Raw genomic sequence first — 24,924 nt, forward strand, 5'->3', positions numbered from 1 at the left:
TCAGTCAAGAAGACTCGACGGTCACCGTGCCGACGGATCCGATTCGATGACGGCGCACAGCACATGGCGCACCTGCGCACGCAGCCAGGCATGCGCGGGGTCGCTGTCGTAACGGTGGTGCCACGCGACGATCACCGGCACCGACGGCAGCTCGACGGGCAGGGGACGCACGTGCAGCCCCAGCCTCGTCCATGTGGGACGACAGACCTGTTCCGCGACGACGGTGACGACGTCGGTGGCGGCCACCAGCTCGAGCGCCACCGAACTCGTGGGAAGAGCGGCGATCACGTGCCGTCGCAGGCCGTGCTGTGCAAGAACCTCGTCGACGGGACCCCGCAGCCGGCCGCGCCGCGAGATGGTCACGTGGCCCGCCGCGGCGAAGCGCTCCATCGTCAGCTCCCCTGCCGCAAGGGGGTGACCAGGGCGAAACACCGCCACCATGCGATCGGAACCCACTGTTTCCGAGGCGATCTCGGGCCGCAGAGGTGCGGTAGCCCCGATCTCCACGTCGGTGTGTCCGCGAGCCAGGTCTGCGACGTCATCGGCGGGCTCGGCGAGGAATCGGACGGCGGCGTGTGGCGCGAAGCCGGCGATCCGGCCGAGCAGCGACGGTGCCAGCGCCGCGGCGAGCGCATCGTGACAGCGCAGGGTGAACGCACGGTCGAGGGTGTCGAGGTCCAAGGTCTGCTCCGGCGTGAGGAGGGCAGCCGCCCTCCGAACCACGTCGCGGGTCTCGTCCCGAAGGGCGAGAGCCCTAGGCGTGGGGGTCATGGTGCGGCCCGTGCGCACGAGGATGTCGTCCCCGGTCGCCCGTCGGATGCGGGCGAGGGTCCGGCTCATCGCCGGCGGCGACAGGTGCAGGCGGTCGGCGGCCGCGGCCACGCTGTTCTCTTCCAACAGGGCGTCCAGCGCCACGAGCAGGTTCAGATCCACATGCACCACGGTAACTATTCGAATACCAAGCATGCACTCGCAATCATCGACCGGCGCACCTAACGTCGGAGATGAACCCCGGGCCGCCGACCGCTACCGAGTCGCCCACGCGCCCATACGAATCCACCGAGGAGATACCACCATGGCTCTCGATGCGCGCAGCGCCCCCTCCCCTAGCGACGAGTTGTCGGAACTACTGCCGGCGGTCGTGGACGCCACGACGGCGGCCGGCGACCGACTGCTCGCGACGTTCTCGCCCGACTCCCGTCCGGCCGGGCGCGCCGACATGTTCGCCGCCGGCCGCCGCAACGAGGACCTGGTACTCGAGCACCTGCGACCGGCGCTCACAACGATGCGCCCGGACGCCCGGTGGCTACCGGACGACCTCGAGGCTGCACGGCTACCACGCGGTGAATGGTGGGTGGTCGATGCGGTCGAGGGCAACGTCAACCACATCCACGGCATGCCCGAGTGGGGTGTGACGGTGACACTGGTGCGTGATGAGGCGCCGGTGCTGACCGTGGTCCGGCAGCCGATCGGCGACCTCACCTATTCGGCGGTGACCGGTGGCGGCGCGTTCTGCAACGACCACCGGATGCAGGTGTCGGCCAAGACGGACCTGGATGCCGCGATCGTGGCGACCGGCCAGGCGGAGGTGGGACAGACGGACACCTACCGCCGGATCGGCGCGTCGGTCGCCGCACTGCTCGGCCGAGCCCTGGTGGTGCGGGCGTTCGTCCCCTCCACGTTCCCCATGCTGCTGGTCGCATCGGGTCGGCACGAGGCGTTCTGGCAGTACGGGCCCGTGCTGCCCGGTGTGGCCGCGGGCGCGCTGTTCGTCCGCGAGGCGGGCGGCACAGTGAGTCGGGTCGACGGATCGGCATGGCGGCCGGGCAGTCCCGACATCATCGTCGCCGCACCCGGCGTGCACGCCGCCGCGGTCGCGGTGCTGCGCGACATCGCCTGATCTGTACGCCCCACCCACGGACCCTCCCGACGACATCCAGAGATGAGCACTGCCATGGAACTGACGATCCTCGCCGCGTCCGGCGCCACCGGTCTCGAGCTGACCCGCCAGGCACTCGATCGCGGCCACACCGTCACCGCGATCGCCCGCACCCCCGAGCGCGTCACCGTCGACTCCCCCCGGCTGATCCGCGTGAAAGCCGATGTCCACGACCCGGATTCGATGTCCTCCGCGCTGGCCGGCAGCTCGGTGATCCTGTCCGGGCTGGGTATCGCGGGCGGTGACGACCCCGGAGCGCTCGCCGCCGGGGCCCGCTCCGTGATCGCCGCCCGACCGCGGCTCGTCGTCTGGCTGGGTGCGTACGGCACCGGGCGTTCCGCACCCGCCGCCGGTGTCCTCACCCGGAACCTGCTGCGGATGCTCGGACCCCAGCTGGCCGACAAGGTGGCCGCCGACACGATCGTGCTCGACGCCGGTGGCATCGTGTTCCACGCCGGACCGCTGTCGAACGGCGCGCTCAGCGCGACCCGACGGGCCGTCGGGCTCGACCGGGCGCCCCGGCGGCCGTTCCCCGCCCGCGTCAGCCGAGCGACCGTCGCCGCGCTCATGCTCGACGAGGCCGAGAACCCGGGCGAGCCCGGCACGATCCGTATTCCGCTGCAACGGTGAGGTACCGCCGCCTGCGATCGCGTTGAGCACAGCGTCCGCACGAACCGAGAGATCAGTGCACCAGTCTGCTGTGCCCGACCCAGTAGGGCGCCTTCAAGGTCTTCTTGTCCAGCTTGCCGGATGCGTTGACTGGTAAGGAGTCGACGAAGTCGACCGACTTGGGTGCCCACACGCTGCCTTTGCGTTCCTTGACCAGGGCGATGAGCTCGGCGTCGGTCACCGTCGATCCGACTGCGCGCACGACCACGGCCTTGACAGCCTCCCCCCACTTGTCGTCGGGGATACCGATGACGGCGCACTGTGCGACATTCCGGTGGCTCATCAGGACATCCTCGATCTGGCGGGGGAAGACGTTGAATCCACCGGTCACGACCATGTCCTTCTTACGATCGACGATGAACAGGTATCCGTCCTCGTCGAGGTATCCGATGTCACCGGAGTGGACCCACCCGTTGCGCAGTGCTTCGTCATCCTTGGACGAGTCGAGATATCCGATCATCGCGCCATCTTGGCGAGCACAGATCTCACCGGTCACTCCCGTCGGAACCGGGTTGTCGTCACCGTCCTGGATGGTCAGCTCGACGTGGTACATCACCCTTCCGGCAGACGCCAGCCGGGCGACGTCCGCGCTCGTATCGACCCGGTGGTCCTCCTTGCGCAGGCAGGACATGAAGCCGGGCTCGGTTCCGGCATAGGCCTGGACGAACACCTGACCGAACACGTCGACGGCTTCCCGCAGCCGATCCGGTGCCATAGGCGACCCCGCATAGACGACGGTGCGCAGCGACGACAGGTCCGCTTCCGTCCGCCGAGGATGCGCGAGCATCACGTAGATCACGGTGGGGACCAGGGCGATTGCCGTGACGCGATGCCTCTCGATCGTGTCGAGCAGCAGGTCCACGTCCAACCCAGGAAGGACCACGGTGGTACCGCCGCGCATCATCGTGGGTAGAACGAAGATCTGGGTGAAGTGGGTGAGTGGGGCACCGTGAGCGAAGACCTCGCCCGCCGCGATGTCGCCGATCTCCATGCCCGCCACAATGGCCGCCGTCCCCCAGCTGCGGTGGGTATGCCGTACCCCTTTCGGGGTGCCGGTGCTACCTGACGTGTACATGATCAACGCCAGATCGTCGGGTTGCACATCGACCGCCGGCGGGTGGTCGGGCTGGGCGCCGAAGAACTGCGCGTAGTCGATCGCTCCGTCGATCCTCGCACCGGACAGGCGGATCAACCGGCGGAGCGAGGGGCAGCGGTCCGCGAATCCCGCAACCACGTCATCGAACTTGTCGTGATAGATCAGCGTGGTGGCGCCCGAGGTGGTGAGGAAGTGCAGAAGGTCGTTCGCCGACGCGCGGGCCTGCATCTGGACCATCGCCGCCCCGGATTTCCAGATGCCGTATTGGGTGGGAATGAACTCGAGGCAGTTGGGCATCAGCAGGCCGACGGACTCGCCGCGGGTGACGCCGAGCTCCACGAGACCGTTTCCGACGCGATTGGTCCACTGCTGTAGCTCGCGGTAGCTGATGCTGCGGTCACCACGCCCCCCCAGTCGCGCTGCTCACCCTGTCGACGAGGGCGGTCTTGTCGCGGTAGTACCCACAGGCTCGGTCCAGCGGCTCGTAGATCGCGTTCCACATCGACATTGCGTGCTCCGTTTCAGGGGTCGGGCTTTTCATAGGTCGTGCACCGAGATGGGGTGGACCGGCGCGCAGCATGCGCTCACATGCCGAGTCGTGCTGCGTCTTGATGGCGTCGATGACGGCCGCGACCGGAAGGACTTGCTTGATGCCACCCACCCCGTGGCCGGCACCCCATACGTCACGGTTACGCAGGAGGCGCTCCTGACGGAAGCCCCCGTCGGGACCCTCGTCGCTTACCGGGGCTTCGGCGGTTGGTCGACGCCGGTCGAGCCAGGCGGACAACACGTTCGCCGGTATGCCGCCCACGCCCGAGGTCAGGTGCACGTCGTCGAGGTCGGCGTCGACCAAGGCGGCTCGGTAGCCCGCACTCGCCCAGCTCTCCGTCGTGGCGATCAGGCGCGTCCCGAGATACACCAGATCGGCGCCCAGCATCTGGGCGGCGAGGATCGACGGCCCGTCGGTGATCCCACCGGCGAGGACGACGATGCCGTCGAAACGTTCCCGCACAGCGCGAACGAACGCGAAGGGGTTGGCTGCTCCGGTCTGGCCACCGGCTCCCGCGGTGAGCAGGATGAGGCCGTCGACTCCGGCCTCGAGTGCACGGTCGACGTGCCGCATGGTGGCGACATCGGCCAGTACGGTACATCCGGCGGCGTGCAGCGGTGCGACCACCCCGGCTGGGGATCCGACGCTGGTGATGACGATCTCGACGCCATGTCGGATAAGGCAGTCCACGTCCCCCTGCAGGCGCGCGTTGGTGCGGTGGACGACCAGGTTCGCCGCGACCGGCGCGGCGGCGGGAGACTGCGCCAGCGTGGCGAAGATCCGGTTCAGCCATTCGTCAAGGGCATCGACCGTCGGGGCGTTGTGTGTGGGGAACGAACCGACGATCCCACTACGACACGCTGCGACGACGAGCTCTGGTCCCGACACCCCCGTCATAGGGGCGGCGATCGCCGGCAACACGAGGCGATCGATCCAGTCGGCGGCCGTCACCTGCCGATCCCGAACCTCGCGCCCGCCACGAATAGCCTGTCCCTCATCGACTCTCCCATCATTTGGCTAGTGCTTATTCGGTTATGGTGCCACGCCAACCGAATCGTCACTAGCCCTTTCGGTTAGTCTTCTTCCGTGCCCGCTGTACCCGCTACTCCCCCGCCCCCGCGGGGTACGCGCCCGCACAACCGCAGGGCGTTGCTTCTGTCGGCCGCTGCCGACCTGTTCGCCGAGAACGGCTACGGCAACGTGTCGATGAAGGACGTCGCCGCGGCGAGCAACATGTCGGCTTCGTCCCTCTACACGCACTTCGCCAGCAAGAACGAGTTGCTCTACGAGGTCATCGCCGACCAGATCGACCGAAGCCTGAGCTACATCGAAGACGGATCCACCGCCGCTCCCCGATCCACCTACGCCCTCAGCGAGATCGCCGCCGGGCTCACGGCCGGAGTCCTAGCGCACAGGTCGCTGGGTGTGCTGTGGCAGAGAGAGGCGCGCAGCCTCGACGCTGCCGGTCGCGCAGAGCTGCGGCGGAGGCTGACGGGATTCGGCGCAGTGGTCCGGGACGCGCTCCTCGTACAGCGGCCCGACATGGCGACGGATCAGGCTGCGCTCCTGACCCAGTGCGCGTTCGGCGCGGTGACCAGCATCTCTTTCCACCATCAGTCGCTCCCGCGCCGCGAATTCGCCACCCTGCTCAGTGACCTCTGCCTGCGGATGCTGCTGTTGGAGCCCGCCGTCGCGACCGCCCGCTACCGGGCGAGGCGCAGGCCGATCACGCCCCGATCCGGCGGTCGACGACAGGAACTCGCCGATGCGGCGATCACTCTGTTCGCGCGGCGTGGCTTCAGCGAGGTCACCATCGACGACATCGGCGCGACTGTGGGGATCGCCGGCCCCAGCGTGTACAAGCATGTCAAGAGCAAGCAGGAGCTCCTTCAGATCGCGTTCGACCACTCGACGGCCATACTTCGCGACGCCCTCACCCGAGTCGAGCGCAGTTCGCAGGCCCCCACCGACGCGGTACGCGCCGTCACCGACTCCTACCTGGCGCTCGCGCTCGACCAGGCAGACCTGATCACAGTGCTCATCGGCGAAGCCCATCATCTCGACGGCGAAGCGCAGAGACACGCGCGGCACGTGCAGCGGGAGTACATCGACGCCTGGGCCGCCCTGATCCATCGCATCCGCGACGAAGCCCCCACTGTGACCCGCATCAAGATTCAGGCGGCGCAGATGGTCGCGAACGATATCGGCCGAACCCCACACCTCCACCGCGTCCGAGGATGGCGGGCGACCGTCGAGAATGCCTGCTGGACGCTGCAGCAATGACCTGAATCGCCCGAGGGCCGCTCGCGCTGATCGTCCGCACTGCAACTCCTACGGCCCTGAGCAGGGCGGCCCCGTCGCCCCACCAGCAGAGCACGCCCCCTGGAGCCGCAGGTGCTTCTGGAATTGCAACGGGGACATGCCGTTGGGGTGGCGGAAGTGACGGTGGAAGGTCGAGACGCTCATCGAAGCGGTCCGGGCGAGCTCGGCACCGGATCCGTCGCCGCCACGCTGGCGAGGCTCGACGCTCTCAGGGCCGAATACGAGTCCCTGGAATCCATCGCGTTCGGTGTCGACGACCCACCCGGCGACGCCGGTCGGCCGTCGGCAACCGCAGCCGATCGAGCGTGATCGACGTATCCCGACGAACGGAGACATCCACAGTCGGAATGCGCCTGCGTGCACGAGGGCTCTCGGAACCTGGCACCATGGCTGGGGTCTGGAAACGGGGGAACGAGACAGTGGTGGTGTCGATCCGGCGGCGGGAGCTGCTGCTGGCCGTGGTCCTGTCCGGGGTGTCGGGATTCCTCGACGCGGTCGGCTACCTGTATCTCGGTGGGTTCTTCATCTCCTTCATGAGCGGCAACTCGACGAAGATGGCCGCGTCCGCGGCCGAAGGGATGTGGCCGAGCGCAGGTCGAGCGCTCGGCGTGATCGGGCTGTTCTTCCTCGGGGTGATCGCAGGATCGGTGATGTCGAGGGTCGGGGACGGCCGGGCGACGGTGCTGTGGGCGACCACCGGCGTCGTGACCGTCGCCGCCGCTGCGCACACCGCCGGAGTCACGGTTCCAGCGGTTTTGCTGCTGGCGGTCGCGATGGGAGTACTGAACTCCACCTTCCAACGCGGCGGCGAGGTCTCGATCGGCTTGACCTATATGACCGGCACACTGGTCAAAGCAGGACAGCGCCTCGTCGACGCCGCATTCGGCGGCCCCCGCTACCTGTGGCTGCGCTATGTGATGCTCTGGCTCGCTCTGACCAGCGGAGCGGTCGCCGGCGCCTACAGCTACACCCGCTGGCACCTGACCGTTCTCTGGGGCGCCGCCGCCGTTCTCGCGGCTACCGCCGCCGTCACGACCATCGTTCGTGCAGCCACCCGCACGCGCCCGTCGGCGGGGGGTAACAGATGAATATCGGGTCGTGATCCATCCGTCGAATCGCCCGCCCGACATGTTCCGGCGTCGTAGCCTCACTTCCGTGATCGAACTAGTCGCGAGGATGGTGTCAGACAGTCGGCCCGCCACGCCCTGGTCCTCCATCGCGTATGCATGGGTGCCGTCCCGTGCGCGGACGGAGGTACCGGTGTGGACGACCCAGGTCGACCTGGTCGAGTACGTGCGGCGAGGAGGTGAGTTCCACGTGTGGTGCGAGCACGAGGACTACTGTGTCGGGATCATGACCGACGACGCCGGACGGGAATGCCTGCGGGCGCACGAGTTCGGGGTCTGGAACGACATCCTCGACGGTCTGCCGCTGCGTGCGGACGACGCGGCGGACCTTCGGGCCGCGCCCCTCGGCGGACACCGCTGACATCACCGGCCTGGAAGGCCGGGTACACCGGACCGGCGAGCGTCGCGCCGAACACAGCCCCCTTCCGGGCCGGCGACCACGATTTCTGCTCGATCAGGACGGACTTCGACCTACATTGGTCACGTTCGGGCGGTTGCCCATCGATCGCCTCGCAGGGCCTTCCGGCCGCCGGGCTCAGATACGAAAGCGCGAGGAGACACCCGATGTCGAAGCTCGACCCGGCGCAGACGCAGATCACACTGACGGACGCCATACCGTGGCGGGTGCCCGACCTGGCACCGCCGAACAGCGTTGCAGAAGCAGTGCTGGCAGGAGGTGAGGACCAGGAAGGCGCCTACCTGGTCCTCATGAAGTGGTATCCGGGTTGGATGAGCGCCCCACACACCTACGTGACCGACCGCCTGTGCGTGGTTCTGTCCGGGGTCTGGTGGTGCAACAGCGGTCCTGACTTCGATCCGGGCCGAGCAGTCGCCGTCTACCCGGGCGGATTCGTCCGTCGGGTGGCCGGCACGCCGCACTACGACGGGGCCCGCGCCGACGCCACCGAACCGGCCGTGATCGCGGTCAGTGGCCTAGGTCCGGTGAGGCAGTCCTGGGTCGACCCGTCCCTGCCGGTGCTCCGGCAGTGGTGAGCACCGATCGCGATCCGCGCCCGATCGATTCGTAACGCCGGTACCGCCCGCACTCGATGACACTCACTCGCGGTGCGGATCGGAACGGGCCGTAGCGCCCGCGATGACCAGATCCAGGCACTCGCGGAACAGGTCGTCGACGGTGCGGCCGGGAGCGAAGTATTCGGCGATACCGGACACCATGGTCGGGTGCTGTTCGGCGAACACGGTCATATCGAAGCCGTCCAGCGCCTTCGCATCGGGGCGCGGCGCCTGCTCCTCGAGCACGTGACCGACGGTGAAGCGTTCGATCGTCAGCACGATGACGCGAGCCTGCCGCAACGGGACACCGCGCGTCACCAGCGTGCTCATCGCCAATTCGGAGATCGCGGCCATCCTCAGCGACAGCTGCGACGCCGATAGGACACGGGCGCCGTCCGGGTGAGCCAAGAGCGCGCGGCGCAGCCTCTCGGCAAGGCCACCCAGCCAGTCCTGCCAGCGTTCGTCCGGCTCCGGTGGCGCCAGTTCAGGGAACTCCTGGTCGAGAATCGCCTCGGCGAGTGCGGTGACCAAGGCTGCCTTGCTGGGCAGATGCCAATACAGCGTCGGCTGTCGCACGCCGAGCCGGGCCGCCAGCTTGCGCAGCGTCACCCCTTCGAGGCCTTCTGCGTCCAGCAGGGCGACCGCCTCGGTGACGATCCGCTGTCGATCCAACGCCACTGTCCCACCTCCCCGCACACCCTATCAGTGATAGAGTCCCTCTATCACCGATAGGGACGTGGGGCGTTCGCCTACGTCGCACGATGATTGAAGGACGAGGATGACAACCGACAACTCACTGCGCGACCTGCTACACAGGGCCAGTCATCACATCCCGGGGATTCCGGCCCATCTCGATCGGCCGTCCGGCCATCAGGGCAAGACCCGCCACGGCCATTCGCGGCGTCACCGCGACGCCTCCGAACGCGCACAGCACCGCACGTGGAATCACTCGCCCGCCCGGCCTCCACGCGTCCTCGGGGAATGGCAGAGCCGGGTTGCCGCGTTCTTCGGCCGGGACCCGCGATGAAGGCGGCCGTGTTGCACGAGGTCGGCGGCGTTCCCCGGTATGAGGACTTTCCCGATCCGGTAGGCGGCGACGGGGACGTGCTCATCGACGTGATAGCCGTCGCCGTCGAGCACGTCGACAAGCAGATCGCGGCCGGCGCACACTACGCCAGCAAGAAGTACCTCTCCGAACTGCCGATGATCCCGGCCTTCGACGGTGTCGGCACCCTGCCGGACGGCACGCTCGTCGGATTCGGCGACCTCCGTCCGCCCTACGGTGCACTCGCCGAGCACGCGGTGGTGGGCAGCCGAGCCTACGCGCCGATCCCCGACGGGATCGATCCAGTTGTCGCGACCCTGCTCAGCACGGCGGTCACAGGCATGTCCATCACGACCGCCGCGGGGTTCGTCTCCGGGGAGACGGTACTGGTGCAAGGCGCCACCGGGGTCGCCGGGCGGCTCGCGGTCCAGGTTGCGCGGCTACTCGGCGCAGGGCGGATCGTGGCGACCGGCCGCGACGATGATCAACTACGCGACGTGCAGGCCCTCGGCGCCGATACCGTGATCAACACCGCGGTCTCCGATGACGCGTTGACGCAGGCATTCATCGATGCCGGGAACGGCGGGTACGACGTCGTCGTGGACTACCTCTGGGGCCGGCCCACCGAGATTCTGCTGCGCGCGCTGATCCCGGAATCGTTCGCGTTCGCGAAGCCGACCCGCCTGATCCAGGTCGGCGAGGCGGCCGGTCGCCGACTCACCGTCGACGCCGCGAGCCTGCGGACGTCCGGCGTCGAGATCTATGGCGCGGCCAAGGGATTCGACGCGGTCACCATCGGCGAGGCGTACCGGCGGATAGTCGAGTGGGCACTGTCCGGCGAGCTCGCGTTCGAGATGGAGACGATCCCCTTGAGCGAGATCGAAACCGCCTGGCAGCGAACCGATCTGCGGGGTAGACGACTCGTCGCACTGCCATGACCGATAGCCGGTTTAGCACCTTAGCAATTACAAGGAACACGCAATCTGCACGTTATGTTCTGATGGAAGATTCTTTGCATTAGGGTTCCGTCTGTCGATGCCCGCTCCGGGCACCGAGAGGGGCGATCCACCTTGCGCTACAACACATTGGCGGGAAGATGTCTGAGCAGGTAGAGAACGTGGTGCCGGTGTGGACGCTGACCACTACCGAAGTCGACATGCAGGTGGCGGTCGACGAGTCGTCGATGACGCCGCAGCGACTGACCGAGCTCCGCAGCGCACTGGCGTTGTTCGCGGACGCCCCGATCGCGACGCTCGAGGTCCACCCGAGACCTCGCGATCTCGACCGGTCGCACGGGATCCCCTTTGGAGCGATGAGTCCACTCGCTCGACATCTCGGGACGCTGATCTCCGGTGCCGCGAAGTCGACCTCGTCTGCGGCAACCGGTGAGGCGCTCTACCGAATGGTCGTGCCGGCCAAAGTCGCCGCTCAGATCGGCAGCGGCGTGTTGTCCCCGATGGCGTCCAGTGCGGTCTCGGGTGGCGTCCACAGCGCGCTGGTCGGCGCGAAGGGCATCGCGGCCCAGGCGTCGTTCATACCGGCCGTCGGCGTGGGTGCGGCAGGCGCAGCGACCGCCGGGATCGGCGCGTTGACCGTCGCCGCACCGCTGATGCTCATGGCCGTCGCAGCGGGGGCGAGCGTCTACGCGGAATACCAGCGCAAGCAAGCGATCGACCGACTCACGACACTGCTCGAGAAGCTCCATGCGGACCGACTCGACGACGAACGCAACCGGCTCGACGGCTGCCGGAATGCGATCGACAAGGCAACGGCGGTCCTTCTCGATCAGGGCCGGATCGGGGCCTCACTCGGGCTCGACAGCGCTGTCCACGCCATCGACACAGAGATCGCGTCGGCAGAACGACGCCTCGCGCAGTGGCGGCGGTCGCTGGCCACACTCCGGGGCGACACGATCGAACTGGCAGCCCTCAACAGGGCACTTCCCGGGATCGACGCCCCCGACAGCGAGTTCTACGCTCATCTGGAGCTGGCGCGACTCGCCATAGCTCTCAAGCGTCGCGTTCTCGTGCTGCAAGCGGTGGAGCATGCCCAGCTGAACGAGGGGAACCCGTTCGACAATTTCGTGGCAGCGCTCGAGCTGGACTCGCAGAACCTCGACAAGCTGGTTGCCAGCCTCGACAGTCTCCTATATCGACTGTCGACGGTGCGAATCGATCGATCACATGGCGTATTCGACTTCACCTTCGGCTCCGGTGACGTGGACAAGCTGCTGAACACCGCACACCGACTGCGTGCCCTCAGCGACAGCGTTTCCCCAATCGAGCAGCCGAAGGACGTCGCGATCGAGATCGCACGTGAGGCGGACGGCTCCATCCTCGTGTTCCCCGCGATCGCCGCGCAAGCCACTCCGATGCCGGGGCGGAGACATGTCGGGGCGGATGCGTCAATCGGGTAGCGAGCGACGTCGGGGCTATCTAGATGACATCGATGAACGGCCCGCTCGCCGCTCCGAGCGAGTTCCTTCCCGAGATCGACGTCGCGGCGGTCGGGCGACAGCCACGCCTGACCGTGGCGTTCCGTTTGATCCTGCTGATTCCGCACTACATCGTGCTCGGTGCTCTGGGTATCACCTCGGGGGTCGTCGGGGTCATCACGTGGTTTGCTGCGCTGTTCACCGCGCACACCCCGGACTTCGCACGCAGGTACCAGACCGGGTACATCAATCGGTTCGCCCGGGTGAGCGGGTACTCGATGTTTCTGACCAGTTCGTACCCACCGTTCGCGTGGCAGCCCACCGGCTGTCCGGTCGTGGCGCACATCCCGCCGCCGACCCACCTCAACAGATGGACGGTGTTCTTCCGGGGGATCCTCAGGATCCCCGCCGCCGTCGTCGTGGTGGTCGCCGGCTTCGGCCTCGGTGTCGTGTCGGTGATCGTATGGATCGTCGTACTGGTTCTGGGGCGCACGCCCGGGGCGGTCTTCCAGGCCAACGCGGCGGTTCTCCGGTACACCGTGCGGTACAACGCGTACTGGCTGATGCTGACGCCGGCGTACCGAAACACCTCTTCGGTGACCGGGAGTTCGGCGTCGCCCGGGCGACGCCGACGCGGCCGCTGCTGTTGACGGGCGCGGCCCGGGCGCTACTGGTGGTCTACATCGTGTTCGGCGTCCTGGGATACCTGGCCGATGTCGGGACAACGTCCACACGGCGCTCACGACGCATCCGGTCACCGCCGAGAACCCGGACGGCTAAGCGCCCGGCTCGTTGCGACCCTCCGGAATCGGTGGTCCGGCGGCGCACTGGCGGTGGCACGTCGGTCGCCGCCCGGGCCTCCGAGAACCGCGCCGGTCCGATGCCGTTCATCGGCTCCGGGTGTATCCGCGCGCGCCCGATCAGCTCCGTTGCGACCGGATAGCAAAAGAGACGGAGTCCGAAGACCCCGTCCCGCCTGCGATGTTGCGCTCCCCCAACTGGACTCGAACCAGTAACCCTTCGGAGTGGTGTCGAAGGAATCACCAAATTCCCACAAAACACTACGATTCGTATAGATGCAGATCAAGGCACCTCACCTCGCTGGTTTCAGTCTCTGGTTGCAGGCAGACGCTGGGAATCCGTTACATAAGCGTTCCGCTCCGACTTGCCAAGCAGGGCTTGCCTACGGAGACGTTGCACAACGACAGTCTCACACCTCACACCTCCGCGCCCCGGTCCTCGAAGATCCCCCGCACCGCTAGTGTCCGGCAGTCGACGACCGCCAGGTTCCGATCGGCACTCGACCCGTCGCGGTCGAGTCCCAGACGGTGACGTTCCTCTGGCCGTCCAGGTCCAGCCGTTCCCGCGCGGCAGGTGGGGTGATCCGGTGGGTGCCGTCGGCGTCGACCCGCGACGCAGTGAGCGCGCCGTGGTCGGCGTGGTTCCCGGCCACCCACAGCAGGCGCACGCCGCGGTCGGCGGAACGTCTGTCGAGGTCGCCGAGGTATCGCACGCCGCTCGATCCCGGCCGCAGACCGAAATCGCCGACGCGGACGATGGTGTCGACGCCATGATCGACCGCGGTGTCGACCGCATGTACCGGGCCCAGTGACCGCTTCCGTGCCAGTCACCGACCACCACGACGTGGTCGGGATCCGCTATGGGCACATAGTGCCTTGTCGGATAGCCGGACGGCCAGCGGATTTCGGCCGGTCGGTTCGAACCTGAGGGCGTCGGGCTGCTGCTTGATGTCGCTAGGTCGGCTCACGACGAAGGCCCGGAACCCACTGCCGCCACGCAGTAACCTCGGTTCCGGGCCTTCGACACATGTCCGCGCCAGCGAACCGACGCGCTTCGGACTGTATCTGATCCGCCGCGCGGAATGCGCACCGTTGGGGACCGTCGATGGGACATCCCCCTCAGCGCGAGTTCGGTTCATGTCCGACAGGATCCATCACGGCGATGTAGGCAAGTTTGCTTGTTTACAAGTTTGCTTACCCGCCGCGGCGAAGGTGGACCTCCAAGCCGAACGAGTCGAGCACGGACCCCGCTGAATCCCCACGCAAACAAGCGTGTTTGCTTACAAGCTTCCTTACCGACTCGAGGGACTGCTGCACGGATAGGTGACATCTGATCTGGCTTGCCCGTCGGGCGGTCGGGAAGGATGTAGCTGTGCCCAAGCCCTACCCTCAGGAGTTTCGTGACGACGTCGTCCGCGTGGCCCGCAGCCGCGGCGACGGGGTGACGATCGAACAGGTCGCTAAAGACTTCGGGGTGCACCCGATGACGCTGCAGAAGTGGATGCGCCGCGCCGACGTCGACGACGGCGTGAAACCCGGCGTGACTTCGTCCGAGTCCGCCGAACTGCGTGAGGCAAACAAGCGGATCCGGTTGTTGGAGCAGGAGAACGAGGTCCTGCGTCGGGCGGCGGCGTATCTGTCGCAGGCGAACCTGCCGGGAAAAGGCTCTACCCGCTCGTGAAGGAGCTCGCCGCCGACGGGATCCCCGTCGCGGTGTCGTGCCGGGTCCTCAAGCTCTCGCGTCAGCCCTATTACCGATGGCTGCGCCGGCCGGTCACCGCCGCCGAGGTCATCGAGGCGTGGCGGGCGAACGCGCTGGTCGACGCGTACCGCGACGATCCCGAGTTCGGATACCGGTTCCTCGTCGGCGAAGCCCGGGAGGCTGGTGAGTCGATGTGCGAGCGGACCGCGTGGCGGATCTGCCGCGACAACGGCTGGTGGTCGGTGTTCGGGAAGAAACGAGGCCGCAACGGTAAGCGGTCGGGGCCGCCGGTGCACGACGACCTGGTCCGCCGCGAGTTCACCGCGGATGCGCCGAATCGGTTGTGGCTCACCGACATCACCGAACACCACACAGGTGAGGGCAAGCTCTACCTGTGCGCGGTCAAGGACGTGTACTCCGGCCGGATCGTGGGCTACTCCATGGATTCGCGGATGAAGGCTCGACTCGCCGTGAATGCGCTCGACAGCGCCGTCGCCCGCCGGGGTGATGTCGCGGGCTGCATCGTGCACAGCGACAGGGGTTCCCAGTTCCGATCGCGGAAGTTCGTGCACGCCTTGAATACTCATGATCTGGTCGGGTCGATGGGCAAGGTCGGGGCGTGCGGCGACAACGCCGCGATGGAGAGCTTCTTCGCACTGCTGCAACGCAACGTCCTCGACCGCCGCCGCTGGGACACCCGACAGCAGCTGCGGATCGCGATCGTCACCTGGATCGAACGCACCTACCACCGGCGGCGGAGACAGGTCCGCCTCGGGCTGTTGACCCCCGTCGAATACGAGACCATCATCGACCCAGCCGCACCAGCGGCATGACACCCAAACTGTCACCTATCCGTGCAGCAGTCCCCGATGTCACTCGCGGATACGCCACGGCTCGACCCGCCCGCGGTCCCACGGTGCCACATCGACCCGCTCGAGGTCCTCGCCGCGGGCATGAGCCTCGGGCCGGCCCTCTAGACGGTTCTGCAGGGTGACGCGATGAACCCCCAGTGCCCGCGCCAGCTGCGTCACCGACACCCGACCGAGCACCAACGTCGCCGCGAGGTCGCGTTCGAGTTGCTCCGCGCGCAGGCGCGCTTCACGGGCAGCGACGAGGGCCTGCAACGCGTCGTCGACATCCGCCTCACGCGCCCGCGCGATCGACTGCAGCACTTCCACCGCATCGCTGTGTGCAGCAGCGAGTGCACGCGCCCGGAACGGCAGCAGTTGCTGTGCGGCTTCGGCTGCGACCGGATCGATCCGCCGCATCTGTGGCCCCCTGCGGTGTAGGCGGTGGAACCGCAACCGTAACGCGAGCCTGTGAAGCCCGCGATCAGCGGCGCTCACGACACGGCCGATCCTGAGGGACCGTCATCCGCTGGGTGCGAAGCCCACCGCCCGCATCACGCTGGACGTAGAGTCCGGCGGCCGTCCCGATACGTGGCGGAGCATCGAGGTGCAGGCGATGGGCAAGTCTGCGCGCGTCGTCCTCCAACGCGATCGCACGGGAGACGGTCCCCGTTCGGATGTGGAGCGCGACCGTCTCGATATCAGAGAGGAGTATCAGCTGCGTGCGCAGTTCAGCGGCCGCCACGCCGAGTCCATGCCACCGCGCGAAACCGCTCGACCCCGCGTTGCCGATCACTACGAGCGGATCGGCAACGCTTCGCAGCGCCAAGTCGGCGAGCAGTGCCCGGCGACCGAACACGAGGTCCGTCATCTGATCGATATCTCTTGAGCCCCAACGATAATGATCGACACCCGCCGCGTGGAGGGACTGTCGAAGCTGCTCGATCAACCCCCGCTGCGCGTCGGCGGCGCGACCCGTGCACACGACGATCGGCGCACTCGGCAGCGTGAAGGTCAGTCCGCCGAGCGTGAACGTGCACGAATCCGTGGTGTTGACGCTGGCCATGATCCACCTCCGACGGGATGTGTAGCGCATCTGCGCTACACATCTAAAGCATGCAACCCTTCGCCCAGATGGTCAATACCCTTTCGGCACAAACATTTTCACCATGATGTAAATCAAACACGCTTTGTATCATCGTGGTTCGACTTCCGCCCCTGGAGACTCGCAGCGGCGCGACCGAGAAGGTACGGCGCGAAGAACCGATGCCCTCTCCGGATCACCGGCCACAGCGCACGCGCATACGCCGAGTCGAGACTGATCTGCGTCGCGACGACGGCTTGCCCCGGGGTGGTGACGGCGACCATGCGGGCGAGAAGTCCTCCGGCGGAGTCGAGTCCGACGACGAACACGTCGGGCCGATCGTCAAGGACCTTCCATCCGACGATGTAGCCAGAAGTCGGGGTGAGCGGGCCGAACCTGGCGCCCAGCAGCACCTTCCCGACACCGGCCCAGGGAACCTTAAACCAGATCGGCGCATCCTCGACGAACGCACGCATCCACTGCTCTGGCGTCCGGTCGACGGTCGTGTCCACCGAGTACGCATCCTGGTAATCCACCCGGTCGAACAGTTGCAACTCTGTGACCTTCGCGGGCGGAGCGATCTCGACGGGCTCGGCGGTGGTCACCGCAGCCCTCCAGACGGCGCGACGACCGAGCCGCGTGTTGCGTGCTCGGCAAGGCGCTTGAAGTTCAGCAACTGTCGGCGGGCCATAACGAGATCGCCGACGCTCAACAGCGGTGCGGCTACACGAGACAGCGCCCCGAACGGGCCACCCCATCGTCTCGCCGTGATCTTCAGAAGGAGGCGCGTACCGCCGTCGCCGCTCGGTCTCAGGACGTACGACATGAGCACGCCGGCGAGTTCGGCAGTCAGGGCTCGGTTCGGCTCCACCGATAGAACCCGACCCAACGGACGGCCCCCGGAGGCAGTGAACCGATCCCCCACCTCCGGGTCACCCAGACCCAACGCGACCCGGGGCGACCGCCGACCAAGGTTGTCGATCCAATCGTACGAATAGGGCGCAAGACGTACTTGAATCAGCCACGACCACACCTTCTCCGGCGAGGCGGCGATCGTCACCCCACGCCAGACCTCGATCGCGGGTTCGCCGACCAACCGGTCGCAAGGAAACTCCTCGGCGATCTCCACCATTGTCACGCCCCACCGATCGCCGATCATCACGCCTCCATTTTTTAATGAACGGATCGTTCAGCTAAACGGAGCGTATAGCATTGTCAGTGTGGCGACAAGAGGCCGGAAGCGCAGTCCCGAGATCGACGCGGCGATCCGCGCGGCGGCCGCCGAGGTGCTCGGTGAAGTCGGCTACGCGAGCCTGACGATGGAGGCCGTCGCCGCCCGCGCGGGAGTCAGCAAAGCGACCCTCTACCTGCGCTATCCGTCGCGCGCGGTCCTCGTCTTCGACGCGATCTTCGGCAAGACCAAGGTTCGGGATGTCCCCGACCACGGCGACATCCGCGCCGAGCTGCGCGAGACCTACCGCTGGGCAGTAGACGAGTTCTCCGCGTCCGAGGCCCGCGCAGCAATCCCCGGGCTGCTCGCGGAGGTCGGGTCGGCACCGGAGCTGGCCCGGCTCGTACGCACCGTCGCCGTCGAACCCGAGTACGGACGCGTCCGATCGATGCTGGAACGGGCCCGGACGCGCGGCGAGATCCGGACCGACGCCGACATCGATCTCATGATCGACGTGTTCATCGGCACAGCACTCGCCCGGGTGACCTTGATCGACCACCCGCTCGACCACGACTTCGGCGACCGACTGGTCGACCTGATCCTCGACGGGGCACGGTAAGCAAGGAAACAAGCTTGCTTACTTGCATGCTTACGACTCGATAGCGAACCTTCGCAAATGGCTTTGCCCGCGGATCGCGCGTTCGGAAAGCGTGAGTGCCATAGTGACGTGGAGTAGATCAGGACCGCTCCCACCGAGGGATACCGTCGACCAGCACACATTTCAGCCCAACCGCGGGGTGAGTGTGCCCAAGCCAGTCCGTTGGGCACGGGTTGCCGGTCACGACATCGGGGATCGTGACCCACTGCTGCGGGTTCGCCGGATCGTTCACCCTCTGGCACTCGATCGCCGGCTGACCGTCATAACCGGGCCCAAGGGTGCCGATGTGAGCGCACCCGTTGCCGGTCGGCGCAGCCTGGGCAACGGTCGGGATCGTCGCAAGCGCGACTCCACAACTCAGGGCTGCAACGAGCAGCAATTTCATCTCGGTTCCCCACTGTGACAACACCTTCGAGCGGCCCACACCGCGCCTTGCGAGTGAACCGTATCGCATCGACGTTCCGCAAGTTTGTAAACAAGCAAGTTTACTTACCGCTGATCAGGCCAATGCCGCCTCCGCCCACCGATGGACGACACGCGGTGCAACACTGTCCCCATGTACTCCGGTGTCCGCCTCGTCCCCCAGGCAGCCGATGCAGTCGCCACCATCTCCGTCGGCGATGCGGGCTGGTGGCTCGTCTCGGTGCGTGGAGAGGCCCACCAGCAGCCGTGCCCCACTCTGGAGGACGCGCTCTACGACGCGAGGCAGCTCGGCCACGAGGCCGGGTTCGATGGGATCGTGACGGTGCGCCCGGCGGACGAGGCGACAGTGGACGTGCTTGCAGCACACCGGGATCGACTGCTCGCTGTGGCCGCTGAGATCACCGCGTGGATTTCGGGGTGAACGTCACGACTGCTTCCACCGTGGGATGCCATCCGCGTACTGAGGCGCCCGCCAATCGGTTCGCCGCAAGCTCGTAAACAAGCCTGCTTGCAAGCTTTCTGGCGGTTCGAACTCGTCTTCCCGCGACCCAGCGCCCATCGGCCCATTCCCGCTCTGCGTCGGTCACCGCCCCGCGGGTCTCCGCGAGGGCAGGCACGAGCGTCCCGCTCCGGTCGTCATCTACAAGTCGGCTACTCGCCGAGTTCGATGTCCATCGCCGCGAACCAGGGCGGGGCCGTGCATGTCGGGCGGTCTGCTGCGCAGCAGCCGCATTGAGGTATCCCGCCCAGCACGACGTCGGCCCGGGCGGTGCAGGTAAAGCCAGGCACGCGCTGGGGGCATTCACGGGCCCCGGATTGGTCAGTGGCGGCATTCATCCATCGTCCGCAGTGCGCGGATTCCGGGGCATCCCGCTCATCGTCGAGATTCCCGTCGCGACCTACTCACGGGAACCGACTCGCGATCGCCGAGACGATCTGATCCGGTGCGTCTTCCTGGATGAAGTGCCCCGCCTGGGACAGCTCTACGACCTCGAGATCAGTGAAGGTGGCCCGAATGCGAGGGAGGCACGCTCTGGGCCGGAAGACCATGTCCCGCATGCCCCACACCGCCAGAGTCCGCTTGTCACCGAGGAGGGCCGGCACGTCCTCGGCGAGCCGCTCCAACAGTGGGCGCGCCACACGAATCTCCCTGGGCATGACCGCGAGGCCACACCGCGCCTCTGCCGTGGGCTGCACCATGCGGTACTGGTCCGCCTCGACGTCGGTGAGCGTCGGGCCGAGCCGTCCCAGCAGGAACTGCTCCACCAGCAGGTTCCGTTCGAGGATCCGCCGCTGCATGGGGCGGCTGCTCATGATCACACTGAACGCCCGATTCGCCAACGGTTCGATCGGCCAGAAGACGGTGTTACCCAATACCATCCCCCTGACACGGTCGGCCCGCTCGGTCGCCGCCCCCAGCCCGATCGGGCCACCCCAGTCCTGCCCCATCACGATGAACCCGTCCAACTGCAGATGGTCGACCAACTCGCCGAGGACCGTGGTGTGCTCGGCGATCGTGTAGCCGAAGCTCGCGGGCCGTTCCGACAATCCGAAGCCGAGGTAGTCCACGGCGATGCATCGATACCGGTCACGCAGCCCCTTCACGATCTTCCGGTACAGGAAACTCCAGGTCGGAGAACCGTGGCAGAACAGCAGCGGCGGTCCGGACCCCTCGTCCATGTAGTGGAGCCGACCGACCGACGAGTCGAACCACCGCGACGCGAAGGGGTACAGGCCGTCGTCGGGAACGAAGTCGATCATCACTGCGCGCGCCTCCCATGTCCGCTACATCTGTAGAGCCTTTGGCCCGAGACTCTACACCTGTAGCATCGAGACGTGTCTACGACTACAGCGAGCGGTCGTGAGCGGCGGGAGGCGATCGCCGACAGCGGCATTCGCATCATCGCCCGCGACGGCGTCCGCGCGCTCACCCACCGAGCCGTCGACCGCGAGGCGGGGATACCCCAGGGGTCGACCTCCTACCACGCGAACACGCGGCTCGCTCTGCTGGAACTCATCGTCGACGCACTCGCCGACCGAGCGATCGCCGACGCCCGGCAGGTTGCACGCTCGCTGGACACCATGTTCCAGAACGGCCGCCGACTCGACACCGCCGAGCTAGCCGGGATGATCGCCGAGTTGGTCGAGACACTCGCGGCGCGCCGCGACGACATGAGAGCCCGCTACGCGCTGATCCTCGAACTCGACGACGCGCCTCTACTACGCGAGAAGCTGACGACACAGTCCGAGGTCCACGCCATCAACCGTCAGGTCACGGAGTCGGCCCTCACCAGCGCGGGTCTGCCCAACTCCGACGAACGGGTGGAGGAACTCCTCGCTCTCACAGACGCGCTGCTGTTCCATCGCACGGCCATCGACGAGACCACCTCGCTGGAAGCCATCCTCGGCGCATACCTGCGCGGCACCGCCCCCTCGCCGTAGTCATCCGCGGGTGTCAGCTTCTTGATCCGTCTCGATCATCAGGGTCGGTCTCGTTCATCATGCTCCGCCAAGCGAACTCGGTGCCCGTGCCAGGCCCCATCCGGTTCTGCTACACCGTCGAGTCGGCGTCGAAGACGGTCCCCACTCGCACGCCACGAGTCGCGGCGCACGGGGACCGTTCATCTCGTCGATCAATCCCCCGGCGTATGGATCCCGCTGTCGTCGCCCGTTTCGACCCGTGCCACGGCTGCCTGTTCGGCGTCGGTCGGCGGATGCAGCCGCAAGTGTGCCCGCCCCCACCACCGGTTGATCACCGCGTCTACCCGGGACAGGTCGAAGTCATCGTCGGCCTCCGCGAGGGCGGTGCGGAACTCGGCCTCGAACTCGGGCAGATCATCCGGGGCGACGTCGGCAAGCACGGCACGGATGGACGGTCCAGTGCGCTCGAGGTCACGTGCGGCCTTCGTAGGCTGCGTGGGCTGCGCATCGACGTCCTCGTTCAGGTCTGCCGTCCGGGCCGTGAGCCCGAGACGTTCGGGCTCGAAGTCGACATCAGCGCCGTCGGCGGTACCGAGCAGGCCCGGGAGTGCGAGCGCGGCGCGCAGGCGTGCGGCGTTCCTCGGGGATCGGAGCAGATACGCCGAGTCGTCTCCGAGCGTCCAGTCGCGAAGCATGTCGTCGCCCGATTCGTCGATAAAGGCCACTAGCTCCGAGTGCCGCTCGTGCCCGGGCCGTTGCTGCAGCTCGGCGTGCCACCTGACGGCGTAGGCGCGCAGTGCGCTGACCATCTCGATCGCAGCCTCCTCCCGCGTGGCGCCGGCTGCTGCCACCGGAACGCTGGGCAACGCCGCCACCCAACCGTCGTCATCATGGACGAGGATCGGGCGTAGGGTGTCGGTCCCCCGCTCGCGGCTACGGCTGAAGTTGCGGCGCACAGTGGGTGACGTGAGAACGCGGGCAAGCAGCTCACGGAGGATCTGCCGATCTGCGTCGTCGGGGCGCGGGACGACCGGCATCTCGTCGTCGGCGTACTGATGCAGGTTCGCCCCGTCTCCCCGCGGCATCCCGGCGGCGTACGCCTCGGCCGTTCCTCGCCAACTCCGGATCAAGTCCGCCCGCTCACCGGGCGCCGCGGCCGCGAATGCCGCGTCCATCTCGTCGCGTTCCTCGGCCGACAAGTACTGGGTCCACTCGCGATCCTGCTCGCCCGCCTCGTCGCTCATTCCCCCATGGTCCCTCGTAGCGGCAGCGGGAGCACACTGGTTTCCGGTTTACCATCGCGCCGCGAGCAGTGGACAATAGGTGCGTGCCCGGTACCTTGCACATCCACCTCTCTGTTGCCGCCCGCCGGGGGGTGGCCGCGCTCGTCGCGTGACGGCAGCAAGGCCAGGCGGTCACCCCAACACGTTGTGCGGCACAATCGTCCCGTGACCCACCAGAGCGACCCGACCCACCATCCCCACCCCGCCGATTCCGACTGGTCCCCCTACGGTGCGGATCTGGGCAGCCGCGTGCAGGCGCTGCGCCGTGAGCGTGGTCTGTCGCAGACGCAGTTGGCCGAACGCGCGGGGCTGCATCGCAATCAGGTGTCGAACATCGAGCGCAACGTCAGCTCGGGTGACCGGTGTTCGGACCCGCACCTGTCGACGCTGTACCGCCTCGCCGCGGCGTTGGGTGTGCCGCCGGAGCGGCTGCTGCCGCGGCGGTGAGGGGCGTCGGATCGACGCAGGTCGAGCAGCTCTCCGCCCGAGGCCCCTTCACCGCTGTGCGAAGATCGCACGCATTGATGCGAGGGCTCTCGGTCGACGGATCGCCACGGCGCGGGCCGATGCGCAGACGGTCGATACCGTCTGTGTCACGTCCTCGACCGTCCACCGCCCTGCCAGCGGTGTTCATCCCCACCGAGGCCGCACGCGCGTCGTATCCGAGAGTTATATTCGGGTCATCCCCTGTTGATCGACGGCCGAGAGGAGTCGCAGTGGATCGGCTACACGACGCGGAGACACTCCAGTTCACCGTCGGACCGGCGATCTCCGACGACGAGGTCGCCGAGAGCCTCCGCGGGCACTGGTACCGGTTGGTGGCACTCGACACCCGAGGCGGCACGCGAGGAGTCATCCGCCCGCTCTCGTCCATGCACGTCCGCTGCGGGACGTCGCCCCGTACGCCGCGATCGTCGGCGCCGCCGACACCCCGCTGCGTGGTTGGGACGCGTTCGAGCACGTCTTCGTCGGCGGGTGGGATTCGCTGGGGCGTTCTCTGTTCGAGCGGACGGTTCGGCAGATCACCGCACACCTCCCGCACGGCGGACCGGCAGTGGTGATTCCGGCGCCGGTCGGGGAACCGGAACGGCGATGGCACCCGGACATGCAGTTCGCCGCGGAGACCCCGTACGGCATCGTGCAGGCGTACACCGCGGGCGAGATCGACCACGCCGAGATGGTCGAGCAACTCGTCCACTTCCCGTACGCCGCGGCCGCGCCCTGCGACCCGGGGGACGGCCTGTCACGACTGGATCCACCCGGCGCGTTCGGTGAGGTGCTGCGGGCGTACCGGGAGAAGCTGATCGACCGGCGGACGTACGGCGAGGTCGTGACCCGTCATGCAGCCGCGGCGGTGGGGTGACCACCGGTCCCGACGAGGACGAGATCGACGAGATCGAAGCGCATCGCTGGCTCTGTAGCGCACTCAGCAAGCCGGGCGAGCCACTCGATCCACGCGGGCCCAACGCGACGCTGTCGAACCCCGACTGGTTCGTTCGAACGGGGGCGGGGGCCGAGTACCTCGTCCTGCCGACACGCGAAGACGTGTGGGACAGGATCATCCCGGTACCGGCGGGGACCGTCCCCGTCGAGCGGCACGCCTGCCTGTTCGCCGGACCGCCGGGGGCGGGCAAGACCTACGTCCGCGAGCAGCTGCTGCGGCTCTCCCCGGGCGGCTGGGAGATCATCGACCCGGACGTGATCAAGGTCGATCTGTTGCGGGAGGCGATCGCGGACGGATCGTACGAGACCTACCTGAAACCGGACCTGATCCGTGGATTCGAGGCGGAGGGCCACCGGTTCCGGCCTCTCGAACTCGCTGCGCTCGTGCACGAGGAGTCGTCGCTGATAGCCAAACTGCAACGGGCGGAGGCCATCGCGGCGGGGCGCAACATCGTCGTCGACACGGTGCTCGGCAGTCGCGACACGGCATCCGGGTTCGTCCAGGACCTCGTCGCGGCCGGTTACAGCCTCGACATCATCGACGTCGAGGTCCCCGAGGAACTGTCGTTGCTGCGGATCCGGCAACGGTGGCGCGAGCAGACGGAGGAGTCTGACTCGGACCCGGACGGACTCGGCGGGCGTTGGGTCCCCAGCGACTTCCCCCACGATCTGTACGATCGCTCGACCGTGCCGGGTCGCGCAGTGTCGCAGGAGATGGCGCGTGTGTCCGGAGCCCGGTACCGCAGGTTCTGGACACCCGGCGCGGACGCCGACGCGGTCATCGAGGTCGACACCGGCGCCTGATTCCCCCATTGAGCAAGAAGGAACATCGCCCGCCGGGGCCGCCTCCGCCGTCGATAATTCATTGACATACCGCAATGGATCGGTGCAGTCT

General features: G+C 67.3%; 27 protein-coding genes. 16 read left to right on the forward strand and 11 right to left on the reverse strand.

Features of this window, described 5'->3' with window-relative positions:
- Nucleotides 1-21: 21 nt before the first annotated feature.
- A complete protein-coding gene (locus tag ABD908_RS04030; protein WP_344991215.1) occupies nucleotides 22-933 on the reverse strand; it encodes a LysR family transcriptional regulator in 912 nt (303 codons plus the stop codon).
- Nucleotides 934-1,075: 142 nt separating this feature from the next.
- On the opposite strand from ABD908_RS04030, the gene ABD908_RS04035 reads away from it, so the two are divergent.
- Together ABD908_RS04035 and ABD908_RS04040 are read left to right on the forward strand one after the other, a co-directional pair.
- On the forward strand, nucleotides 1,076-1,900 hold the full coding sequence (locus tag ABD908_RS04035) for an inositol monophosphatase family protein (RefSeq protein ID WP_344991218.1): 825 nt from the start codon (nucleotides 1,076-1,078) through the stop codon (nucleotides 1,898-1,900).
- Between the two features lie 54 nt (nucleotides 1,901-1,954).
- Nucleotides 1,955-2,569 carry an NAD(P)-dependent oxidoreductase gene (locus ABD908_RS04040; RefSeq protein WP_344991221.1) on the forward strand — a complete coding sequence of 205 codons (615 nt, stop codon included), beginning with the start codon at nucleotides 1,955-1,957 and terminating at the stop codon, nucleotides 2,567-2,569.
- 52 nt (nucleotides 2,570-2,621) lie between these two features.
- Here the strand turns inward: ABD908_RS04040 and ABD908_RS04045 are convergent, their stop codons facing one another.
- Both ABD908_RS04045 and ABD908_RS04050 read right to left on the reverse strand, forming a co-directional pair.
- Nucleotides 2,622-4,118, reverse strand: a complete 1,497-nt coding sequence (locus tag ABD908_RS04045; protein WP_344991445.1) for an AMP-binding protein — start codon at nucleotides 4,116-4,118, stop codon at nucleotides 2,622-2,624.
- Nucleotides 4,102-5,205, reverse strand: a complete 1,104-nt coding sequence (locus ABD908_RS04050; RefSeq protein WP_344991224.1) for an NAD(P)H-dependent flavin oxidoreductase — start codon at nucleotides 5,203-5,205, stop codon at nucleotides 4,102-4,104. The genes ABD908_RS04045 and ABD908_RS04050 overlap by 17 nt, the downstream gene beginning before the upstream one ends.
- A gap of 135 nt (nucleotides 5,206-5,340) precedes the next feature.
- On the opposite strand from ABD908_RS04050, the gene ABD908_RS04055 reads away from it, so the two are divergent.
- From ABD908_RS04055 to ABD908_RS04070, 4 genes are all read left to right on the forward strand, one after another.
- Nucleotides 5,341-6,537 (forward strand): TetR/AcrR family transcriptional regulator, encoded by a 1,197-nt coding sequence (locus tag ABD908_RS04055; protein ID WP_344991227.1) that lies wholly within the window; start codon nucleotides 5,341-5,343, stop codon nucleotides 6,535-6,537.
- Between the two features lie 485 nt (nucleotides 6,538-7,022).
- Entirely contained in the window at nucleotides 7,023-7,664 is a 642-nt protein-coding gene (locus ABD908_RS04060; RefSeq protein ID WP_425584341.1) for a YoaK family protein, read from the forward strand.
- A gap of 67 nt (nucleotides 7,665-7,731) precedes the next feature.
- Entirely contained in the window at nucleotides 7,732-8,064 is a 333-nt protein-coding gene (locus ABD908_RS04065; RefSeq protein ID WP_344991233.1) for a hypothetical protein, read from the forward strand.
- A 203-nt stretch (nucleotides 8,065-8,267) separates the two neighbouring features.
- Nucleotides 8,268-8,696, forward strand: coding sequence for a cupin domain-containing protein (locus ABD908_RS04070; RefSeq protein WP_344991236.1), 429 nt, complete (start codon nucleotides 8,268-8,270; stop codon nucleotides 8,694-8,696).
- 63 nt (nucleotides 8,697-8,759) lie between these two features.
- On the opposite strand, the gene ABD908_RS04075 is transcribed toward ABD908_RS04070, so the two are convergent.
- Nucleotides 8,760-9,395, reverse strand: a complete 636-nt coding sequence (locus tag ABD908_RS04075; protein ID WP_344991238.1) for a TetR/AcrR family transcriptional regulator C-terminal domain-containing protein — start codon at nucleotides 9,393-9,395, stop codon at nucleotides 8,760-8,762.
- 345 nt (nucleotides 9,396-9,740) lie between these two features.
- On the opposite strand from ABD908_RS04075, the gene ABD908_RS04080 reads away from it, so the two are divergent.
- The 3 genes from ABD908_RS04080 to ABD908_RS04090 all read left to right on the forward strand — a co-directional run bounded on the left by ABD908_RS04080 (nucleotide 9,741) and on the right by ABD908_RS04090 (nucleotide 12,846).
- Nucleotides 9,741-10,700, forward strand: coding sequence for a quinone oxidoreductase family protein (locus ABD908_RS04080; protein WP_344991241.1), 960 nt, complete (start codon nucleotides 9,741-9,743; stop codon nucleotides 10,698-10,700).
- Between the two features lie 158 nt (nucleotides 10,701-10,858).
- A complete protein-coding gene (locus ABD908_RS04085; protein WP_344991243.1) occupies nucleotides 10,859-12,178 on the forward strand; it encodes a hypothetical protein in 1,320 nt (439 codons plus the stop codon).
- A gap of 23 nt (nucleotides 12,179-12,201) precedes the next feature.
- On the forward strand, nucleotides 12,202-12,846 hold the full coding sequence (locus tag ABD908_RS04090; protein ID WP_344991247.1) for a DUF4389 domain-containing protein: 645 nt from the start codon (nucleotides 12,202-12,204) through the stop codon (nucleotides 12,844-12,846).
- A 608-nt stretch (nucleotides 12,847-13,454) separates the two neighbouring features.
- On the opposite strand, the gene ABD908_RS04095 is transcribed toward ABD908_RS04090, so the two are convergent.
- Nucleotides 13,455-13,709, reverse strand: a complete 255-nt coding sequence (locus ABD908_RS04095; protein ID WP_344991250.1) for a hypothetical protein — start codon at nucleotides 13,707-13,709, stop codon at nucleotides 13,455-13,457.
- 659 nt (nucleotides 13,710-14,368) lie between these two features.
- Here ABD908_RS04095 and ABD908_RS04100 point away from each other — a divergent pair.
- A protein-coding gene (locus ABD908_RS04100; protein WP_344991253.1) for an IS3 family transposase occupies nucleotides 14,369-15,531 on the forward strand; the annotation gives its coding sequence in 2 pieces (ribosomal slippage) (nucleotides 14,369-14,653 and nucleotides 14,656-15,531; 1,161 coding nt in all).
- Between the two features lie 39 nt (nucleotides 15,532-15,570).
- Here ABD908_RS04100 and ABD908_RS04105 read toward each other — a convergent pair.
- From ABD908_RS04105 to ABD908_RS04120, 4 genes are all read right to left on the reverse strand, one after another.
- Nucleotides 15,571-15,966 (reverse strand): hypothetical protein, encoded by a 396-nt coding sequence (locus ABD908_RS04105; RefSeq protein WP_344991256.1) that lies wholly within the window; start codon nucleotides 15,964-15,966, stop codon nucleotides 15,571-15,573.
- A gap of 64 nt (nucleotides 15,967-16,030) precedes the next feature.
- On the reverse strand, nucleotides 16,031-16,612 hold the full coding sequence (locus tag ABD908_RS04110) for a hypothetical protein (RefSeq protein ID WP_344991259.1): 582 nt from the start codon (nucleotides 16,610-16,612) through the stop codon (nucleotides 16,031-16,033).
- A 113-nt stretch (nucleotides 16,613-16,725) separates the two neighbouring features.
- Nucleotides 16,726-17,235 carry a hypothetical protein gene (locus ABD908_RS04115; protein ID WP_344991262.1) on the reverse strand — a complete coding sequence of 170 codons (510 nt, stop codon included), beginning with the start codon at nucleotides 17,233-17,235 and terminating at the stop codon, nucleotides 16,726-16,728.
- Nucleotides 17,232-17,789 (reverse strand): SRPBCC family protein, encoded by a 558-nt coding sequence (locus ABD908_RS04120; RefSeq protein ID WP_344991265.1) that lies wholly within the window; start codon nucleotides 17,787-17,789, stop codon nucleotides 17,232-17,234. The genes ABD908_RS04115 and ABD908_RS04120 overlap by 4 nt, the downstream gene beginning before the upstream one ends.
- A 61-nt stretch (nucleotides 17,790-17,850) precedes the next feature.
- On the opposite strand from ABD908_RS04120, the gene ABD908_RS04125 reads away from it, so the two are divergent.
- On the forward strand, nucleotides 17,851-18,420 hold the full coding sequence (locus tag ABD908_RS04125) for a TetR/AcrR family transcriptional regulator (protein WP_344991268.1): 570 nt from the start codon (nucleotides 17,851-17,853) through the stop codon (nucleotides 18,418-18,420).
- Between the two features lie 595 nt (nucleotides 18,421-19,015).
- Nucleotides 19,016-19,303 (forward strand): hypothetical protein, encoded by a 288-nt coding sequence (locus tag ABD908_RS04130; RefSeq protein WP_344991271.1) that lies wholly within the window; start codon nucleotides 19,016-19,018, stop codon nucleotides 19,301-19,303.
- 482 nt (nucleotides 19,304-19,785) lie between these two features.
- Here ABD908_RS04130 and ABD908_RS04135 read toward each other — a convergent pair whose 3' ends face one another.
- Nucleotides 19,786-20,646 carry a haloalkane dehalogenase gene (locus ABD908_RS04135; protein ID WP_344991274.1) on the reverse strand — a complete coding sequence of 287 codons (861 nt, stop codon included), beginning with the start codon at nucleotides 20,644-20,646 and terminating at the stop codon, nucleotides 19,786-19,788.
- A gap of 72 nt (nucleotides 20,647-20,718) precedes the next feature.
- On the opposite strand from ABD908_RS04135, the gene ABD908_RS04140 reads away from it, so the two are divergent.
- Nucleotides 20,719-21,324 carry a TetR/AcrR family transcriptional regulator gene (locus ABD908_RS04140; RefSeq protein WP_344991276.1) on the forward strand — a complete coding sequence of 202 codons (606 nt, stop codon included), beginning with the start codon at nucleotides 20,719-20,721 and terminating at the stop codon, nucleotides 21,322-21,324.
- 191 nt (nucleotides 21,325-21,515) lie between these two features.
- Here ABD908_RS04140 and ABD908_RS04145 read toward each other — a convergent pair whose 3' ends face one another.
- Nucleotides 21,516-22,547 (reverse strand): DUF6247 family protein, encoded by a 1,032-nt coding sequence (locus ABD908_RS04145; protein ID WP_344991279.1) that lies wholly within the window; start codon nucleotides 22,545-22,547, stop codon nucleotides 21,516-21,518.
- Between the two features lie 204 nt (nucleotides 22,548-22,751).
- Here ABD908_RS04145 and ABD908_RS04150 point away from each other — a divergent pair, with 204 nt between their 5' ends.
- The 3 genes from ABD908_RS04150 to ABD908_RS04160 all read left to right on the forward strand — a co-directional run bounded on the left by ABD908_RS04150 (nucleotide 22,752) and on the right by ABD908_RS04160 (nucleotide 24,833).
- A complete protein-coding gene (locus tag ABD908_RS04150; protein WP_344991281.1) occupies nucleotides 22,752-23,033 on the forward strand; it encodes a helix-turn-helix domain-containing protein in 282 nt (93 codons plus the stop codon).
- 658 nt (nucleotides 23,034-23,691) lie between these two features.
- Complete coding sequence (locus ABD908_RS04155; RefSeq protein ID WP_344991284.1) at nucleotides 23,692-23,949, forward strand: hypothetical protein; 258 nt, start codon at nucleotides 23,692-23,694, stop codon at nucleotides 23,947-23,949.
- Nucleotides 23,946-24,833: a zeta toxin family protein gene (locus tag ABD908_RS04160; RefSeq protein ID WP_344991288.1), complete on the forward strand. Its 888-nt coding sequence runs from the start codon at nucleotides 23,946-23,948 to the stop codon at nucleotides 24,831-24,833. Before ABD908_RS04155 ends, ABD908_RS04160 begins: the two co-directional genes overlap by 4 nt.
- The last annotated feature ends 91 nt before the right edge of the window (nucleotides 24,834-24,924 follow it).

Origin of the sequence: Tsukamurella soli (assembly GCF_039541155.1) — a bacterium.
In the GTDB taxonomy this organism is placed as follows: Bacteria; Actinomycetota; Actinomycetes; order Mycobacteriales; family Mycobacteriaceae; genus Tsukamurella; species Tsukamurella soli.

What these genes read in the sequence shown, in the direction of transcription:
- ABD908_RS04035 (WP_344991218.1), top strand. Translation starts at nt 1,076, where the DNA reads ATGGCTCTCGATGCGCGCAGCGCCCCCTCCCCTAGCGACGAGTTGTCG.
- ABD908_RS04040 (WP_344991221.1), top strand. Translation starts at nt 1,955, where the DNA reads ATGGAACTGACGATCCTCGCCGCGTCCGGCGCCACCGGTCTCGAGCTG.
- ABD908_RS04070 (WP_344991236.1), top strand. Translation starts at nt 8,268, where the DNA reads ATGTCGAAGCTCGACCCGGCGCAGACGCAGATCACACTGACGGACGCC.
- ABD908_RS04080 (WP_344991241.1), top strand. Translation starts at nt 9,741, where the DNA reads ATGAAGGCGGCCGTGTTGCACGAGGTCGGCGGCGTTCCCCGGTATGAG.
- ABD908_RS04085 (WP_344991243.1), top strand. Translation starts at nt 10,859, where the DNA reads ATGTCTGAGCAGGTAGAGAACGTGGTGCCGGTGTGGACGCTGACCACT.
- ABD908_RS04090 (WP_344991247.1), top strand. Translation starts at nt 12,202, where the DNA reads ATGACATCGATGAACGGCCCGCTCGCCGCTCCGAGCGAGTTCCTTCCC.
- ABD908_RS04105 (WP_344991256.1), bottom strand. Translation starts at nt 15,966, where the DNA reads ATGCGGCGGATCGATCCGGTCGCAGCCGAAGCCGCACAGCAACTGCTG.
- ABD908_RS04110 (WP_344991259.1), bottom strand. Translation starts at nt 16,612, where the DNA reads ATGGCCAGCGTCAACACCACGGATTCGTGCACGTTCACGCTCGGCGGA.
- ABD908_RS04120 (WP_344991265.1), bottom strand. Translation starts at nt 17,789, where the DNA reads ATGATCGGCGATCGGTGGGGCGTGACAATGGTGGAGATCGCCGAGGAG.
- ABD908_RS04130 (WP_344991271.1), top strand. Translation starts at nt 19,016, where the DNA reads ATGTACTCCGGTGTCCGCCTCGTCCCCCAGGCAGCCGATGCAGTCGCC.
- ABD908_RS04145 (WP_344991279.1), bottom strand. Translation starts at nt 22,547, where the DNA reads ATGAGCGACGAGGCGGGCGAGCAGGATCGCGAGTGGACCCAGTACTTG.
- ABD908_RS04155 (WP_344991284.1), top strand. Translation starts at nt 23,692, where the DNA reads ATGCAGTTCGCCGCGGAGACCCCGTACGGCATCGTGCAGGCGTACACC.